General features: G+C 37.4%; 17 protein-coding genes. All 17 read right to left on the reverse strand.

Features of this window, described 5'->3' with window-relative positions:
* Nucleotides 1-20: 20 nt before the first annotated feature.
* A complete protein-coding gene (locus SD427_RS01655; RefSeq protein WP_320559592.1) occupies nucleotides 21-962 on the reverse strand; it encodes a glycosyltransferase family 2 protein in 942 nt (313 codons plus the stop codon).
* The gene (locus SD427_RS01660; RefSeq protein ID WP_320559593.1) at nucleotides 959-1,762 is read right to left on the reverse strand and encodes a glycosyltransferase; all 804 of its coding nucleotides are present in this window, start codon (nucleotides 1,760-1,762) and stop codon (nucleotides 959-961) included. The genes SD427_RS01655 and SD427_RS01660 overlap by 4 nt, the downstream gene beginning before the upstream one ends.
* A 14-nt stretch (nucleotides 1,763-1,776) precedes the next feature.
* Nucleotides 1,777-2,445 carry an NAD(P)-dependent oxidoreductase gene (locus SD427_RS01665; RefSeq protein WP_320559594.1) on the reverse strand — a complete coding sequence of 223 codons (669 nt, stop codon included), beginning with the start codon at nucleotides 2,443-2,445 and terminating at the stop codon, nucleotides 1,777-1,779.
* Between the two features lie 65 nt (nucleotides 2,446-2,510).
* A complete protein-coding gene (locus tag SD427_RS01670; RefSeq protein WP_320559595.1) occupies nucleotides 2,511-3,326 on the reverse strand; it encodes a hypothetical protein in 816 nt (271 codons plus the stop codon).
* Nucleotides 3,323-4,225 (reverse strand): glycosyltransferase family 2 protein, encoded by a 903-nt coding sequence (locus tag SD427_RS01675; RefSeq protein ID WP_320559596.1) that lies wholly within the window; start codon nucleotides 4,223-4,225, stop codon nucleotides 3,323-3,325. The genes SD427_RS01670 and SD427_RS01675 overlap by 4 nt, the downstream gene beginning before the upstream one ends.
* Complete coding sequence (locus SD427_RS01680; RefSeq protein ID WP_320559597.1) at nucleotides 4,218-5,093, reverse strand: glycosyltransferase; 876 nt, start codon at nucleotides 5,091-5,093, stop codon at nucleotides 4,218-4,220. Before SD427_RS01680 ends, SD427_RS01675 begins: the two co-directional genes overlap by 8 nt.
* Complete coding sequence (locus SD427_RS01685; protein WP_320559598.1) at nucleotides 5,093-5,929, reverse strand: glycosyltransferase family A protein; 837 nt, start codon at nucleotides 5,927-5,929, stop codon at nucleotides 5,093-5,095. Before SD427_RS01685 ends, SD427_RS01680 begins: the two co-directional genes overlap by 1 nt.
* The gene (locus SD427_RS01690) at nucleotides 5,930-7,054 is read right to left on the reverse strand and encodes a glycoside hydrolase family 99-like domain-containing protein (RefSeq protein ID WP_320559599.1); all 1,125 of its coding nucleotides are present in this window, start codon (nucleotides 7,052-7,054) and stop codon (nucleotides 5,930-5,932) included.
* A gap of 37 nt (nucleotides 7,055-7,091) precedes the next feature.
* Entirely contained in the window at nucleotides 7,092-7,970 is an 879-nt protein-coding gene (locus SD427_RS01695; protein WP_320559600.1) for a glycosyltransferase family 2 protein, read from the reverse strand.
* Nucleotides 7,971-7,979: 9 nt separating this feature from the next.
* Entirely contained in the window at nucleotides 7,980-8,660 is a 681-nt protein-coding gene (locus SD427_RS01700) for a dTDP-4-amino-4,6-dideoxyglucose formyltransferase (RefSeq protein ID WP_320559601.1), read from the reverse strand.
* Nucleotides 8,661-8,728: 68 nt separating this feature from the next.
* Nucleotides 8,729-9,811 carry a DegT/DnrJ/EryC1/StrS family aminotransferase gene (locus tag SD427_RS01705; RefSeq protein ID WP_320559602.1) on the reverse strand — a complete coding sequence of 361 codons (1,083 nt, stop codon included), beginning with the start codon at nucleotides 9,809-9,811 and terminating at the stop codon, nucleotides 8,729-8,731.
* Entirely contained in the window at nucleotides 9,795-11,078 is a 1,284-nt protein-coding gene (locus SD427_RS01710) for a glycosyltransferase family 4 protein (RefSeq protein ID WP_320559603.1), read from the reverse strand. Before SD427_RS01710 ends, SD427_RS01705 begins: the two co-directional genes overlap by 17 nt.
* A gap of 49 nt (nucleotides 11,079-11,127) precedes the next feature.
* Entirely contained in the window at nucleotides 11,128-12,324 is a 1,197-nt protein-coding gene (locus SD427_RS01715; protein ID WP_320559604.1) for an ABC transporter ATP-binding protein, read from the reverse strand.
* Nucleotide 12,325: 1 nt separating this feature from the next.
* Nucleotides 12,326-13,165 (reverse strand): ABC transporter permease, encoded by an 840-nt coding sequence (locus SD427_RS01720; RefSeq protein WP_320559605.1) that lies wholly within the window; start codon nucleotides 13,163-13,165, stop codon nucleotides 12,326-12,328.
* Between the two features lie 160 nt (nucleotides 13,166-13,325).
* Nucleotides 13,326-14,189 carry a glucose-1-phosphate thymidylyltransferase RfbA gene (rfbA, locus tag SD427_RS01725; protein ID WP_320559606.1) on the reverse strand — a complete coding sequence of 288 codons (864 nt, stop codon included), beginning with the start codon at nucleotides 14,187-14,189 and terminating at the stop codon, nucleotides 13,326-13,328.
* 16 nt (nucleotides 14,190-14,205) lie between these two features.
* Entirely contained in the window at nucleotides 14,206-15,285 is a 1,080-nt protein-coding gene (rfbB, locus tag SD427_RS01730; protein ID WP_320559607.1) for a dTDP-glucose 4,6-dehydratase, read from the reverse strand.
* 6 nt (nucleotides 15,286-15,291) lie between these two features.
* The gene (locus SD427_RS01735) at nucleotides 15,292-16,605 is read right to left on the reverse strand and encodes a UDP-glucose/GDP-mannose dehydrogenase family protein (protein WP_320559608.1); all 1,314 of its coding nucleotides are present in this window, start codon (nucleotides 16,603-16,605) and stop codon (nucleotides 15,292-15,294) included.
* Nucleotides 16,606-16,611: the final 6 nt, after the last annotated feature.

Raw genomic sequence — 16,611 nt, forward strand, 5'->3', positions numbered from 1 at the left:
GTTGGTAAAGTTATCATGGATTAATAATTATTTTTTAAAGCATAATACCTGTACCTTGTCTTAAGAAGCTTGGGATTGAATAAAGAATACCGGATAAAATTAAAATATTTTAACAGCCCTTTATCACTTGCCACTTTAGAAGAAAGGGATTTGTACTTAAAAAGTTCCCTGGCTTCTTCTGGAATATCTCTGTGCTTTTTAGCCCATTGGTATAGAGAAGAATACAACAAATAATTATGATGGAAGAATGCTCCCGAATTATTCTTTATTTTGGTGATGGTATTGTTTTCATGCCCTGTACGTATAGCTACCGGAACATTAATTAATCCGGATTTCAGATGGGTATGATAAGATAATTTTATGATAAATTCCTTATCTTCGCCGATCTTCATCTTTTCACTGAGCCGGAGGCTGTATCTGTCCAATGCTGATTTTCTTACGGTAAGTGCAATCATAGAAAAAAAGGTCCCGAAATCTTTAGTAATTCCTGTCAGCCCAAGAAATATTTCTTTCCCTTCACCTTCTTTACGAACGGTTGTAAGGCCGTCTGTTGCAAATTTTTCCATGTACTGCCTTCTGCCTTCATCACTGATGAATTCTGTGGCCAGAGCCCCGAATACCCCGTCAATCCCCGGGTTTTTTAAATATTCCTTTTCTGCATCAAAACGGTTGGGAAGGTAATAATCATCTGCATCCAGAAAGGAAATGAACTCCTGGGAAGCCAGATCAATCCCCAAGTTTCTCGTAGCGGAAACCCCATGGTTCTTTTTGTCAGGATGCTGCATAAACTTTATCCGGGAATCTGTTGCTGCGATAGTTTTGCATATTTCAGCAGAATTATCTTGAGACCCGTCATCTATTAGCAGTATTTCTTTTACAATATCAAACTGCAGGACAGAACGTACCGATTTTTCTACATATTCAGCAGCATTATATACGGGGATAATTACGGAGATATTCATGATCTTTTCGGGATTATAAAATTGAGGTATCTTTTTAGATTGTAGGTAAGTGTTTTGAAAAAAGATATTTTAAAATGATTTTCGCCTTTCAGCCCATAATCATTAAAGTTGATATTATAAAACCGTTTATTATTAAACGTCTTATTGGCCAGATTATTCTGATGGATAAACTGAATGTAAAGCGGTTTCTCATCAAAAACAGCAATATCTTTAAAATTGCGGTACTGATGATGAAAATGATGGGTAACCGTTTTGAAATCCTGTACACTTTCCACCAGGCTTACAAAAGGATTGGCCACGGAATAATATTCGGTGATGAATGCTTTATTTCCTGAAGTGTGGGTAAGTTGAAGGCCTCTTCTAAGGTCAATCACAAGATTATCTACAGGTTGATATAAACGCTGGATGGTCTCTACATACTCCATATGAAGAATATCATCGTTATCAACATCTGTCGTGATCAGGAAGTCTGAATTTCCTGTATATTCCAGGATTATTTCAGGAAGCCTTGCATTTTTTTCGTCATGATCATTTACAAAATAAGGTTTGAACCTGGGAAATTCTTTTTCAATTTCCTTGATTCGCTCTTTATAAAATTCCGGCGTATTGACATCAAAAAATACGATCCACCAGAAATTTTTGTTGGTCTGGTTTTTAAATGACGGCAGGCAGTATTTGTCAAAAATATCAATCCTGTCCATAAACCATTCGTTAGTGAGGGTATTTTTCCCGTCCCGGGTCTGTTTCCAGCTCACAGAAGGAACATTGAATGAGGTCGTGATAATGTGGGTAAAGCTCATCTTGATTTATGTTTTTAAAGGTATTTTTTAATCAGCAGTTTTAAATAATCAGCCGCATTTATCTCTGAGTAATACTGAGTCACGGAGTCGTCAAACGCTACCGGATAGAAATCGCCTTCTTCCTTTTCCTGATAGATGGCTGCCGTGCCCAGTTGTTCTTCCATGGCTTCTATAATTTCATTCATGCTGTAATAATACGGATAAGAAAAATTAACCGTCCGGTTGTTCAGATGTTTGTACTCCGATTTAAAAATCCGGGATATGTCATCAATATCCACCAGGATTCTTCTCGCTTTTTTATGCAGGGTAAAAAGGGTTTTGCCTGAGATTCTGTTTTTCAGGAAGTTAAACAGGGTATTGGGATTCCCTCCTGGTCCTACAATATTCCCGATTCTAAGGATCAGGTAATTTTCCGAAATATTTTTTATTAAATCTTCTGCCTGCAGTTTATGTAGCACATACGGACTGGTCTGCTTAGACTGGTCATGAACGCTCAGGGTTGAAAAATAAACCAACCTGGAATTTTTATTGTTCTGAACCGTTGTTCTAAGCAGCGATAATTCCCTTTCAAATTCTGAATTTCTTGTTTCCAGGGAATTGGAAACGCCGGAAGCAAAGTATACCGTGTTTTCGGTATCCAGATGCTGTAATGATTTTGCAATAAGTCCGCTTCCTATAATCATCCTTTTCTTTTATAATTTATTTTCTCTGATTTCACTGCCTGAACTAAACGCTTAAAAATAAGGGTTTAATTATAATCTGCCTGGCCTTTATTGTCATGTTTACCCTGCTCATCAAGCTTCCATGTGCTGGATTTCCCTACGGATTTAATGTAATGCAGGTTTTCTTCCGTAAACTGTTCAGGATTGATGTACCATCCCCCGTGAACAGCAGTGAAATTACCGGCAATGCGTAATGCTTTAAGAAAACTCTGGGTATTGAAATGCTGTGGGTATCCGGGCTTGTATAGTGCAAAAGTAGTGTCCAGGTTTGCTTTATACAGGTCTTTTTCCACTTCGGCGGCCCAGAATTGCTTTTCCCAATCAATTACTTTTTCTTTCATCGGATAAAAATCGGGAATGGTGTTAAGGTCCAAGGCAAAACCTACCTTGGTCACATTTCTGAAATAGGTATGTATAAGTTTCAGAAGGGTATCCATAAAATCTTCCGGTAAAGACGGATTGGGGATGATATCGGCATCGGTTAGGATAAAAAAGCCTTTTCCGTATTTATGCTGAAGCTCTTTCCGCTCAAAAAAAACCATGTGGCCGTAATTTTCGGGCAGCAGCTCAACGGTTACTTCATCTTTAATCGCTCTGTAGTATTCAAGAAGAGGCGGGTAGTCTGAATGGTTGTCTAAAATGACGATATTCTTAAACTGTCGGCTGATCAGGAAGCCTATCAGTTGCTTCAGGTCATGCAGCTGGTTGTAATTAACGATAATTACAGGGATGGTCAGCGGATCCTGCAGCTGCTTTTTCAGCAGCGGGCTGGTCTTCAGCAGGTACAGGTACCGCAGATAATGGCCGTAAGCTTTTATTTTTGAGGGAATGGGAATGGTCATTTCTTTTTTTCAGCTAAATAATAATAGGTTTTAGGAAGTTCCAGAAGTTTCTTATAATCCTTCAGGTATAAATACAGTCTGGCCAGGTTGATCTTTAATTTTTGTTTATTTTTATATGCATAGCTGATTTGCTGGTTAATGAGTTTCCGAAGATACTGCTTTGGAAGCCGGGCATAAAATTTCCGGATGACATATTGCTCAAAAAGATAAATGGCAAATAGTTTTTCCGGCATATTTTCCTGCTGACCGCTGATGCTTTCCCCGCTTACCCTTACCAGAACTTTTGCTTCATCTATATAATAAATAGCTTTCCCTTCACTGAATTCCAGGATGGCAAGGTCATCGGCAGCCCATGCCAGAGGAAACTTTTTAAATCCATACAGGTCAAATTTACTTTTCCTGAAAATATGTTCGCTCAGGCTGTTCAGTTTTCCTTCTGTGAATTTTCCCATAAAATTATCAATGGGATCGGTCAGCTTTGTAAACACGGGTCCTTTATCTATAATTTTCCCTTCGTTATCAATCCGTGAAAGGGCATATTTAACAACGTTGCAGCCGTTTTTCTCAATATCTTTAATGGATGTATAGAACTGTTCCACAAAGTTCTTACTGATCACATCATCGTCACCGAGGATATGAAACCATTCTTCACTAACATTTTCCAGAATTCTTTCCCACTGCAGGGCAAGGTTTTTACCTCCCAGGTTATCAGCATAATTAAAATATTGAAAAGGAATATCCTGCAGAATCTCTCCGATGAGGTTTTCAGGATTATCGGGGCTTGCATCATTGCCGATGTATAAAGAGAACCTTCTGTCGGTCTGGTTTTCCAGGGACAGCAGTGTTTCTTTGAAGAAGGTAATTTTATAATAGGGGACAATGATGGCCAGCTTATTCATTCGTGAATTTTTTATTGTATGATTTGGAATACCTTATATAATAAAAATAACTTTTAAGAATCTCTGTTTTATCTCTGAAATTTAATCTTTTCGGGAAAAACCGTAAAGTCTCTCTAATTGTCCTTGTACTGATGAGATGATAAGAAAAGTACTTTTTCATGAACTCTAAAAAAGCTTTTTTTTCAACATTCATGTCAGCTGTCTGGTTAAAATCCGGGAGTATATTTTTTCTTATTTCTGTTATATTATCAAACCATTTCTGATCAGGATTGCCTTCTGAAAAATGTTCAATCAGGATGTCACCAATCACAAAGTTTTTAAATTTCTTTGCCATTCTCAGGCTGAAATCAAGATCATATCCATGAAATCCGGTAAGATTTTCATTGAATAGGATTTCCTTATAGTTTTTCTTTCCGGTGGCAATAAAGACACCATCCAATGCAAAAGCCCTTTTTTCTGTTTCTCCGCTTTGAAAGGTAGAAATCAGAGAAGGAGCGTTTTTTTTGCTGTTCTGAATGCAGTAAATATGATTGTATGAAGAATTATTAATGTACCATCCGCAGGGAGCAGACGGAACATATGAAGATCCTGCAATTCCTATCGCACCGGTATCAGGGTGATCCAGATGACTGATAAGCTTCAATCCCCAGTCCTGAGTCTTAAACAGGACATCTTCATGTAAAAACAGAAAATAATCATACATTGCTTTCAGGGCACCCTCATTATAAGCTCTGGTAATACCCATTATATTGGGATTTTGGATCTGTACAATTTCGTACACAAAATCATTACCGATGGTCTCATTAATATTTTTAACAAGCTGATCGTAATAATGGGGCTGATATGAGGAAATGATGATGGAAAGCATTATTTAAATAACTTTCTTTTTATTTTTACTACAATGGATTCATTGGCCAGATCATTCAATCTTCTATTATTCTGCATTAATCTCATCTGTTCATATTCCAATGTTAATATCTTCCTTTGTATTTCAAAAAAATTACCGAATTCTTTTGTGTATTTTTCAAAATGTTTTTTATAAATATAGTTTTCCGAATAATTTATTTTTTCCTTGTCTGCATTTATGGCAGTATCCCGTGACTCATCTTTACGTCTGTAATAAAATCCTGTATAGTCTAACTTATAGACTTTTTTATCAGGGCCTAAAAGAGAAATCCAAAAGTCCCAGTCTTCCAGTCCATAATATAAGTTTTTATCATAACCGCCTGTATCCGTAAAATCAGCTTTTTTAAAAAGAGCTGAACAAAATATCACGTTATTAAAGAGTATTTCCCTAAAGCTATATTCTGGTAAATTCCATTTTTCTGAAACAGTACCAAAAAACTCAGATTCACAGTAAATCAAAGTATAATTTTCATTAAATTTTTCTGCAGCCAACTCCAGATATTGCCCAGCTATTTTATCGTCACCATCCAAAGGCAATATCCATTTACCTTTAGCTTTTTCAATTCCCATATTTCTTGCTGAAGCGACGCCGCCGTTTTCCTTTCGGAAATATCTGAAGCGTGAATCTGTATCAATCCATTTTTTTATGGTTTGTTCTGTATTGTCAGAAGAACCGTCATTAATAATAATACATTCCCAATTCTGATAGGTTTGATCCATAACAGATTGCAGGCATTCATTAAGGTATTGTGCTTGGTTATAGCAGGGGACTATTATAGAAACTACCGGATACAGCATTTATTTACTTAGTATTTTTTTTACTTCTGCCAGATAAGCAAAGCCATTTTTTAGATCAGGTTCTAGAATGTTGCCCTCAGCCCATTCATTCCAGGATTTCAAAATGATAAAACTTTCCGTGTGTTCTTTTTCATTTAAAAATGTAATTGCCTTTTCTAACTGCTTTCTAAAAATCTCAGGACTGTTATTTACTAAAATCACTCCATTATAGCCACTTCTGGGTGTATTGTCCCATGTTGATAATACCATTGGATAGGTCTCTACATTGGCATGTATAAATTTTACTTCATTTACTACAATTCCTGCATCTTGAGTCCGCACACTTTTTTCTGCTTTTATTTTCTGTTTTTTCTTTTCCTTAATTCCCAAAAGAGTTTTTATTCTTCTTTTATAATATTCTTTTCCAGAAATAAATTCTTTACCCTCCATATAAGGAACCCATGCTTTCTGAAATGCATTTGATATTTTGCCATTGTATCCCATGCCTGCATAATCTAAGCCATCACTTAATTTATTGCTTCCGATAATAAATAGATCATCAAATCCGTTTTCTTTTGCCAGAGCCCGGAATTTTGAAATATAATCAGGGGCCTTTTTATTAAGGTGGGAAGGATCATAAATGATGAGAAGAGGCTTATTAGCTACTTTTATATACCTTTTGTCTTTAAAGAACGGTAAAAGATAATCAAAATGTGCGGTCAGGTCTTCATCACCAGGATACACCTGTTCCACTAATATTTTTTTTTCAAGACCATGCCAGATTCCGGACCAGGTTTCATTGGCCCAGCAAAAACAAAATGGAAAATCCGGTTTGCCTGATTCCAAAACTTCATTGGCGATACGTTCTAATAGCTGCTTTCCATTTCCAAACCAATAGTGGTAATAAATAAATCCATGAACTCCGTAATCTTTAGCCATCTGAGCTTGATGTTCTCTTACTTCCGGAACACGCAGATCATAATAGCCCAGTTCGCCGGGACAAATCGGCTGTTCGTGGCCTTTAAAAAGAGGCTTAGCTTTACCAACATTGGTCCATTCGGTAAAACCTTTTCCCCACCATTCATCATTCTCTGGGATAGGATGATACTGAGGTAAATAGAAGGCAAGAGGTTTTATTTTTTTCATATGGCACTAATATTTATTTAATAAGGTTTGAATAATGTTATCTCTTTATAAATCTATATAATTTTTCAATAATTTTATGTCTTCGTGTTGTCAGAAGCTTATTTTCATTAGTCAGATCATTGTTTATTTTCTGTATATTTTCCAGAATACCTAAAATATTTTTATAAAAAATATTTTTAGCTGCCAAATCTTTTTCAAAAGAATATAAATTAATGAATAACTGTAAATCTGCTTTCATCATTTTCATTTTATCCAATGAACTGTATATGCCTACACCGTGTCTATAAACACACATTACTTCATCTATATAACCAATTTTGCCGTAATTGGTCAAAGCCAGATACAGAAAGTAATCCCCGATAGGCGTCTTCTGAAACTCTAAGCTGTGATATTCATTAAGATTAATATTTCTAAAGACGACACTAGGGGTATGAATATAATTTGAACTTTCTACTAAAGTTTTTCTTAATTCATAGTTCTTCGGTATTTTCGTGATAAAATCGTCAATAATATCTCCCGCTGGGGTAAGAATCTTAACTTTATGGAAACATAAAATATAGTCATTGTTATTTTCTAAAAAATCGATCTGCTTCTGCAGTTTTAAAGGGTCAGTCCAGTAATCATCACCTTCACATGCGGCAATATATTTACCTTTTGCTTGGGAAAGCGTCCATACAAAATTAGGAATTGCTCCTTTGTTTTTAGCATGTTTTATATATTTTATCCAATGTCCGTTAGGATGCGTCCGGATAATATGCTGAACAATGTCCTCAGTGTGATCCGGTGAGCAGTCATCAGCAACAATAAGTTCAATTTCAAAATTTGCCTGTTGGGATAATACACCGAGTATAGCTTCTGAGATAAATTCTGCCTGGCCATAATTCGGCATTGCGACACTTACTAAAATATCTTTCATCTTCTTGTTTTAATCTTTAGAAGGTTCTATCTGCAATGAGATAAACACTTTTTTACCGGTCTCGGGATCATTAAAATAAGCGTTTTTGAAATCTTTATGGCTAAGTGCCCTCAGTTTGTCAATAAATTTTCCGGCTGTTGTTTCTTCCTGCAGATCAATATGGCACAGATCATTGAAATCTTTTTTCAGGAAGAGATTTCCTTCATTTTCAGGTAAGAAAGTGGTATAGTTGTCATTTAGGATAGCATCTGCATTTTTACGGAACAGTTCAATCTCTTTATCTAAAATTTTATCGTATAATATTCCGGAAGTATCATAGGCCTCTTTTTTTATAAATTCCCGGTCTATGATCGGGCCGTGATCCAGATCATTATCAATTTCATGAATGGTAGCACCCACAGGAAGATCATGATATATGGAGAAAACCTGTGGGTACCAACCCCTGTTTATGGGATTGTATCCGGGATGAATATTAATGCACCTCACATTTTTTACCAGCTTTTCAGGGAAAAACTGTTTACAGTGTATAGACAGGATTAAATCATAATGACCAATAATGTAATCGATATTTTCTTCATTTTTTAAATCCAATACTAAAATCTCAGATGAAATGAACTTTTTAAAGGCGCCTATTTCAGAAAAAGGGCTTATTGAAAATGCAATTTTCTGTTCTGCATTTATTTTATCCATTACAATGCTTTCTAATTTACGGCATAAAAAAGGATTATCTGAAATAACTAAAATATTATTAAACATATCTAATTGTTTTGGATTCTTAACATTAGTCTTGTCACAAATTCTACCTCTTCAAATGTAAGGTCATAATACAGAGGCAGGCACAAAACTCTTTTGGAAATATCTTCCGTTACCGGCAGTTCCAGTTTTGGCAGATAGGGCAGGGCTGAGGCAAGGCTTGGGTAAAAATACCTTCTCGTAAATACTTCATATTTATCCATTTCAGCTTTTAAACGGAGAAGAAGCTCTTCGCTTTCCAGTACAATGGCATAGTACGCATAATTCTCACTGGCACTCTGATGCCAAAACGGTTTTACGCTTTTAAGGTTTTTCAGTCTGTCATCATATAGCTCTGCCAGCGCCTTTCTTTTCTCATGGATCCGGGTAATATATTTCAGGTTGGCCAGCCCCATTGCGGCATGGAACTCAGAATTTTTACCGTTAATGCCCAATTCCGAAAAAGAGTTAAAACCGGAGATCCCGAAATTTCTTATGGAAGCAAGCTTTTTGAGCAGCTCAGGATCTTTTGTGATAATCAATCCTCCTTCAATGGAATGATAGAGTTTCGTAGCATGCAGGGAACAGGTGGAAATATCACCGTATTCAAAAACAGATTTCCCATTAACCTCCACACCGAAGGCATGCGCTGCATCATAGATTACTTTTAAATTATGCTTTTCAGCAATAACTTCAATAGCTTCTACATCACAAGGATTACCGTATACGTGTGTGGCAAGAATAGCTGTTGTATTTTCGGTAATGGCATCTTCAATTTTTTTGGCATCAATGCACAGGCTGTCAGGATCTATATCTACGAAAACAGGTGTGCAGCCTTCCCAGACGATAGAACTGGTAGTTGCTATAAAGGAAAAAGGGGTCGTAATAATTTCACCCTTTATATCCAGGGCTTTTATGGCCATCTGGATGGCAACGGTCCCATTGGTCACGAAAAGCAGATGATTAACATTTAAATGATCTTTCAGTTCCATTTCCAGCTGGCTGGCCAAAGGCCCCATGTTTGTTAACCACTGTCGCTTCCAGATGTTATCTAAGTACTCCTGGTATTCTGTTTGGGGTGGCAGAAACGGTTTAGTTACGGGTATCATATAAATGTTTTTTTATAAAGTCAATTCTTTTGTCTAACTGGTAGGCATCACAATAAATTTCACCAAATCTTTTTTGTGCTTTTTCAGAAATTAAATTTAACAATTCCGGATTATCTATCAGGCGTTCAATTTTTGCTGCTATTTCTTCTGCATCAGGCCTCACGATAATTGCTTCGTCTTCACCGAAAACAATATTTTGTTTCAGCTCGTCTGTTACAACTGGAACAGCCCCGTTTAAAGCAGCCTCAACAACTGTTCCGAGCGGGAAGCCGTCGAAACTTCCTATACTAAGAATAAAAGGTCTGTTTGGGGATAATATTATATCTTGTTCCAAAAATATCGGCTTTAATTCTTCAAACTTTTGTAAACCGTGAAAAGTAAAGAATTCTTCAAAACCTTCGATGCTGATGACCTTGCTGTCAAAGCCGCCTACAACATTAAAATGAATATTATGACCTTTTGAAGCTAATATCTTAGCAGTTTCTATAAAGATGTCATATCCTTTATCTGCTCCAATTGCAGTATATTTTGCTGCACAAAAGCAAACCTGTAATGTCATCGACTTATTAAAGCGTCTTAACCTGACTGTATTAATTGAATTCTGAGGGACGAGACATCCAAAAATATTTAATATTTTATCTTTAGGACAGTTGTATTCCTTTACGATAAAATCTTCTGTAAACTGTTGTGTGACAATTACACCTTTAAAATATTCCGAAGATAATACCGCCTTCAGTTTTTTCAATGCCACTTCATCCTTTGTATCAAAACCACCGCCGGGATATAACGTAAAAACAAAATTTATTTTATTTTTTTCAACATAGGGCAGGCTTTTGTACATGTTATTCAAAAATATACAATAAAAAAGTTTGGTGTTTTTAATATCATGCACACTTCCGGCAAATGTCTTTCTATAGGATATCGGATGTGTTTTCTTTAAAATAATTATATCTCTTTTATGTGCTTCTTTTGCTTCAGGTTGAGGATAATCTGTAGGATCTACAATTACTTTTACATTGTCAAATGCCTTTAATAGAGCATTAAACTCTGCAAACCTGAAGCCTGAAATTGTGTTTGGGAATGCCGTATCATATATTAAAAGATCAAAATACTTTATTTCCCTGTTATATATATGTCTAGGTTTCAACCTCTCATAATCAATTGTTTTAAAATGCTTATTCAACGTATATCTAAAATGATATACGGGTTTCAATTTAGAAATTGATGAGGCAGGGAGAATTGATATTAATAATCTTTTAATTGTCATTCTTTGAGCAAACTATAAAAAATTAAGTGCTAAAAATTAATAAATTATTTTAATCTCTATCTACAAGTTTCAAGTCCCATTTCGATTCTAAATAAAACGATTCCCAAGTTATTAAGCCTTCTTGTACAGAGAAAGTAAATATATTGGAAATTCTGCAGAGGGGTCCCTTAAACAGCGTTTCATAAATACCTAAATCAACATTATAAGAGCCGTTCGTTAATTCAATTTTCGGTATTACCACATTATACTCTAAATTATGTTCCTTGTAATTTATTTCTATTGAATCATGACAGATGAAACTGGCTATCCCTCTCTGTTCTTTGTCTTTTATTACAAAATAAATAGAAGGTGTTTTCTGTAAGTTCTTAACGGTCAGCCCAAGGTTTACTTTCATTTCCTGGCCCCATATACAAATTTTATCGGTATTCACTTTAACATTTGTAATGGTACTGCTTTCCATTACGGTAGCAGTTGACATGTCATCAAAGTGATCATAGTACTGTGCAATCCCTTGAGAAATATTATCACCCTGATACTTGACCATCCCATGATCCATAAGAATGATCTGATTGCAGATTCTGGAAATCATCGGCATGCTGTGCGAAACGAAAATCAATGCGGTATTCGGAAGAAGTTCATCAATTTTTTTAAAACATTTTAATACAAACCCCAAATCACCAACTGCCAGGACTTCATCAATAATCAGAATATCAGGCTCAAGATGTGCAGCAATGGCAAAACCCAGCCTTACTTTCATTCCGGACGAATAATTCTGAATCGGCATATCAATAAACTGTTCAATCTCAGAAAACTCAATAATGGAATCAATTTTATCTTCAACTTCTTTTTTGGTAAAGCCTAGTATGGATGCATTGTTATAAATGTTTTCACGTCCGGTAAGAATAGGGTTGAAACCAGCTCCCAGTTCAATAAGGGCCCCGATTTTTCCTTTCATAACAATCTGTCCTTTATCCGGTGCATAAAGTCCGTTTAAAACTTTCAGAAGTGAGCTCTTGCCTGCACCGTTATGGCCGATCAGACCGATACATTCCCCTCTTCTGAGCTTGAAACTGATGTCATTCACTGCCCAGAATTCTTTAGGACGCAGGTCTTTGTTTATTTTTATGCCTAACGTACTTTTGATAATATCTAAAGCGCCGTACTTCAGAGAAGATTTCATATCTATCGAAAACTTCTTGGAAACATTCTGTACAGATACCAATATTTCTTTTTCCTGGTCTTTCATATTATCCTATTTTTTCAATAACTATTGGCATTGATTTCCTGAACACTACCAGCCCCACCAGCATGACAAAAAAACTGATTACTGCTGCTGCAATTAAAAAAGCGGTATTATTAAACGGCAGATCAATCAGGCTGTTTCTGGCATCATTAAACATGTATGTTAAGGGGTTGACCTGAAAAAGTTTTTTAAACAACCCTTGTCTAGGAACAGCATATACAACCGGCGTGATATACATGATGAATGATACTGCAGTATTCAATAATTTACTGATGTCAGTATAAATAAGACCTATGGGGGTAAAAAGCAGTCCGATGCAAAAAGAGAAAATAGTGATGACAAGCAATATGAAAGGGAATAACAAGATTCCGCTTCCCGGCTTTATCCCAAAAATTACTAAAATAACGGCGACGAGGATCAGCTTGAGTACCAGATTGAATAACATTTTATAAAATCCGGATATCAAAAGTGCTTCTTTTGGGAAGTTAATCTTAGAAAGGATTGATCTGGCTCCGTTTACGGAAGTGAGCGGGATCAGAAGGGCTTCGGTAAAAATACTCCATAAAGTTGTACCGATTACCACAAATACAATATAAGGAATACTGCTGTCCGCATTTACGTTTACCGTCCCTGAACTGCTTAGGAAGATCCAGACCAGCGAGTTGGTAATAATAGGTGCAAATGCCCAGAAAAAACCTAAAAAAGACTGCCTGTATTGTGACTGCAGGTCTCTCTTTGCCATTTGGTAAGCCAGGAAATTAGAAGACCTGATGTCTCTGTAAATGGCTTTAAGTTCCTGAAAAAAGTGGGTCTTTTTTTCGGAGGTATAAACTGTCGTTTTCAAAATAAATTTTTTGCAAATTTAAAGTAAAATAAATAACCATCGTTTTTTCCAGGAAAATGAATGTGATTTTCCTGATGCGTAATATAATATGGAGATAGGTATTTATAAGATTGGTTTCAGATAAAGCTGTTGCCCTATTCAGGTCTCAGATAAAAGCGGACTATTCATTAACCAGCTGTTTCAGGTATTCACCATACCCGCTCTTACCATATTTGGCAGCCGTTTCCAGCAGTTTTTCCTCATCGATGAATTTATTCCTGAAGGCAATTTCCTCAATACACCCGATTTTAAATGCCTGCCTTTTCTCAATTACCCTTACAAATTCCGAAGCGTCGTTAAGGGAATCAAACGTTCCGGTATCCAGCCAGGCAGTCCCACGGTCCAAGACCCCAACTTCCAGCTTTCCCTTTTGAAGGTAGACATTGTTGACATCGGTAATCTCCAGTTCCCCTCTTGGAGAAGGCTTGATGTTCTTTGCGATTTCCACCACTTCGTTATCATAAAAATAAAGTCCGGGAACAGCATAACTGGATTTAGGCTGTGCCGGTTTTTCCTCAATGGATACGGCTTTAAAATCATTATCAAATTCCACTACGCCGTATCTTTCAGGATCGGAGACGTGATAAGCGAACACAACGCCTCCGTCCGGATTGGTTTTATTTTTAAGCAGCGTGCCCATTTCTGAACCGTAGAAGATATTGTCACCCAGAACCAATGCCGCAGCATCACTGCCGATGAACTGTTCACCCAGGATAAAAGCCTGTGCCAGACCGTCCGGGCTTGGTTGTACCATATATTCAATGTTACAGCCGATCTGCGATCCGTCTCCTAAGAGTTTAATAAAACCGGACTGGTCATGAGGCGTGGTAATAATAAGGATATCTTTAATCCCGGCCAGCAGCAGAGTGGACAGGGGATAATAAATCATCGGTTTGTCATAAACAGGCATAAGCTGTTTGCTGACTGCAATGGTGAGGGGAAAAAGTCGGGTACCGGAACCTCCGGCTAAAATGATACCTTTCATCGTATGGTGTATTGTGTTAGTTGTACTGTTTTTCGTAATATTTCTGGTAATCACCGCTGGTTACGTGCTCCAGCCACTCCTTGTTTTCAAGATACCAGTCGATGGTTTTTCCCAAGCCTTCTTCAAAGGTTACCGACGGTTTCCAGCCCAGCTCAGTATTCAGCTTTGCAGCATCAATGGCATACCGCTTGTCATGGCCCGGCCTGTCTTTAACATAAGTAATTAACTTTTCAGAATGGCCTGCAGGATTTCCTAGCTTTTCATCCATCTGTCTGATGAGTTCTTTAACCAGGTCAATATTCTGCCACTCGTTGAATCCTCCTATATTGTACGTTTCACCGGTTTTTGCCTCATTGAAGATCTGATGGATTGCTTTTGCATGATCAATAACAAATAACCAGTCTCTTGTATATTTCCCGTCACCGTAAATCGGCAGTGGCCTCTCATTGATAATATTTGAAATACAGAGCGGGATCAGTTTTTCGGGGAAATGATTCGGCCCGTAATTGTTTGAGCAGTTGGAAACAATAAAAGGCATTCCGTACGTATTTCCGTAAGCCCTGACCAAATGGTCAGATGCTGCTTTTGAAGCGGAATACGGAGACTGCGGATCATAAGGGGTAGTTTCTAAAAAGAATCCGGTTTCGCCTAAGCTTCCGTATACTTCATCTGTAGAAACATGGTAGAACAGATGGTTTCTTTTCTCATCCGGGAATCTTCCGTGGGTATGGTCGGGATTCAGGGTCCAGAACTCTTTGCAGAGGTTCAAGAGATTGGCTGTTCCGTTAACATTCGTATTAATAAACGCCATCGGATCCGTAATGCTTCTGTCTACGTGGCTTTCTGCAGCCAGATGGACCACGGCATCAGGATTGTATTTTTCAAATATAGTTCTTAACTGTTCAGGCTCTGTAATGTCTGCCTTTTCGAAAACATAATTTGGCTCGTTTTCAATATCTGTCAGGTTTTCCAGGTTCCCTGCATAGGTAAGGGCATCAAGATTAATGATCATTGAGTCCGGATTGTTCTTTACAAATTCTCTTACCACATGGGAACCGATGAATCCTGCACCGCCGGTAATAATTATATTTTTCATCTTTTTTTAATTTACAATTGTTTTACGTCCGATACTTTTATAATAGAAGCCGTTCTGTTCAGGAATTTCCAGTGGATACATATTTCTTCCGTCGAAAATAACCTTATTATTCATTTTCCGGCCCATCAATTCAAAATTAGGATTCTTAAATTCAGGCCATTCTGTGGCAATGAACAGGGCATCTGCATCTTCCAGCGCTTCATACATGCTTTTTGCATACTGGATTTTATCTCCTAACACTTTCCGGACATTATCTTCTGCAATGGCATCATAAGCTATTATGCGTGCACCTTTTTCCAAAAGCAATGCAATGTTGTCCAGGGACGAAGCTTCCCGGATGTCATCGGTATTCGCTTTGAAAGCAAGTCCCCACATGGCGATGGTCCTGCCTTCGATGCTTCCGCCGAAATATTTCTCAATTTCTGAAACCAGGATTACTTTCTGGGCTATATTTACGTTTTCTGTCGCTTCCAGGATCCGGAAATTAAAATCTTCCTGTTTCCCTGAATTGATTAATGCTTTCACATCTTTCGGAAAGCAGCTTCCTCCGTAACCGATTCCCGGGAACAGGAACCTTTGTCCGATCCGGTCATCACTTCCCATACCTAATCTTACTTTGTCTACGTCTGCGCCCACCTTTTCACAATAGTTGGCAATTTCATTCATAAACGTAATTTTTACCGCTAAAAATGAATTGGCGGCATATTTCGTTAGTTCGGAAGACTTTTCGTCCATGAAAATAATAGGGATTCCGGTATTGGTAAAAGGCTGGTAAATTTTAGCCATAATCTCTTTGGCTTTATCTGAGCTCGATCCTACCACGACCCGTGCAGGATTCATGGAATCTTCAACAGCAAACCCTTCTCTTAAAAACTCAGGGTTGGAAACCACGTCAAAAGGAATCTGTGTTTTGGAAGCAATCACCTCCCTTACTTTATCGGCAGTACCTACGGGAACGGTACTTTTGTTAACGATAACCTTATATTCCGTCATCATTTCTCCCAGGTCATTTGCTACCTTCAATACATAGGAAAGGTCTGCGGATCCGTCTTCTCCCGGAGGAGTGGGCAGGGCAAGATAAATGACTTCGCTTTTATCCAGTGCTTCCTTTAAGTCAGTAGTGAAAAATAATCTTTCCGACTGGATATTTCTCAGGAACATTTCTTCAAGATTCGGCTCATAGATGGGAACTGCGCCGTTTTTCATGCCCTCTACTTTTTTTTCATCAATATCCACACAGTATACTGAATTTCCAAGTTCTGCTAAGGTGGTCCCTGTAACCAGTCCTACATAACCTGTTCCTACAATAGTAATATTCAAAATGTA

Origin of the sequence: Chryseobacterium sp. JJR-5R, from assembly GCF_034047335.1 — a bacterium.
Lineage (GTDB): Bacteria > Bacteroidota > Bacteroidia > Flavobacteriales > Weeksellaceae > Chryseobacterium.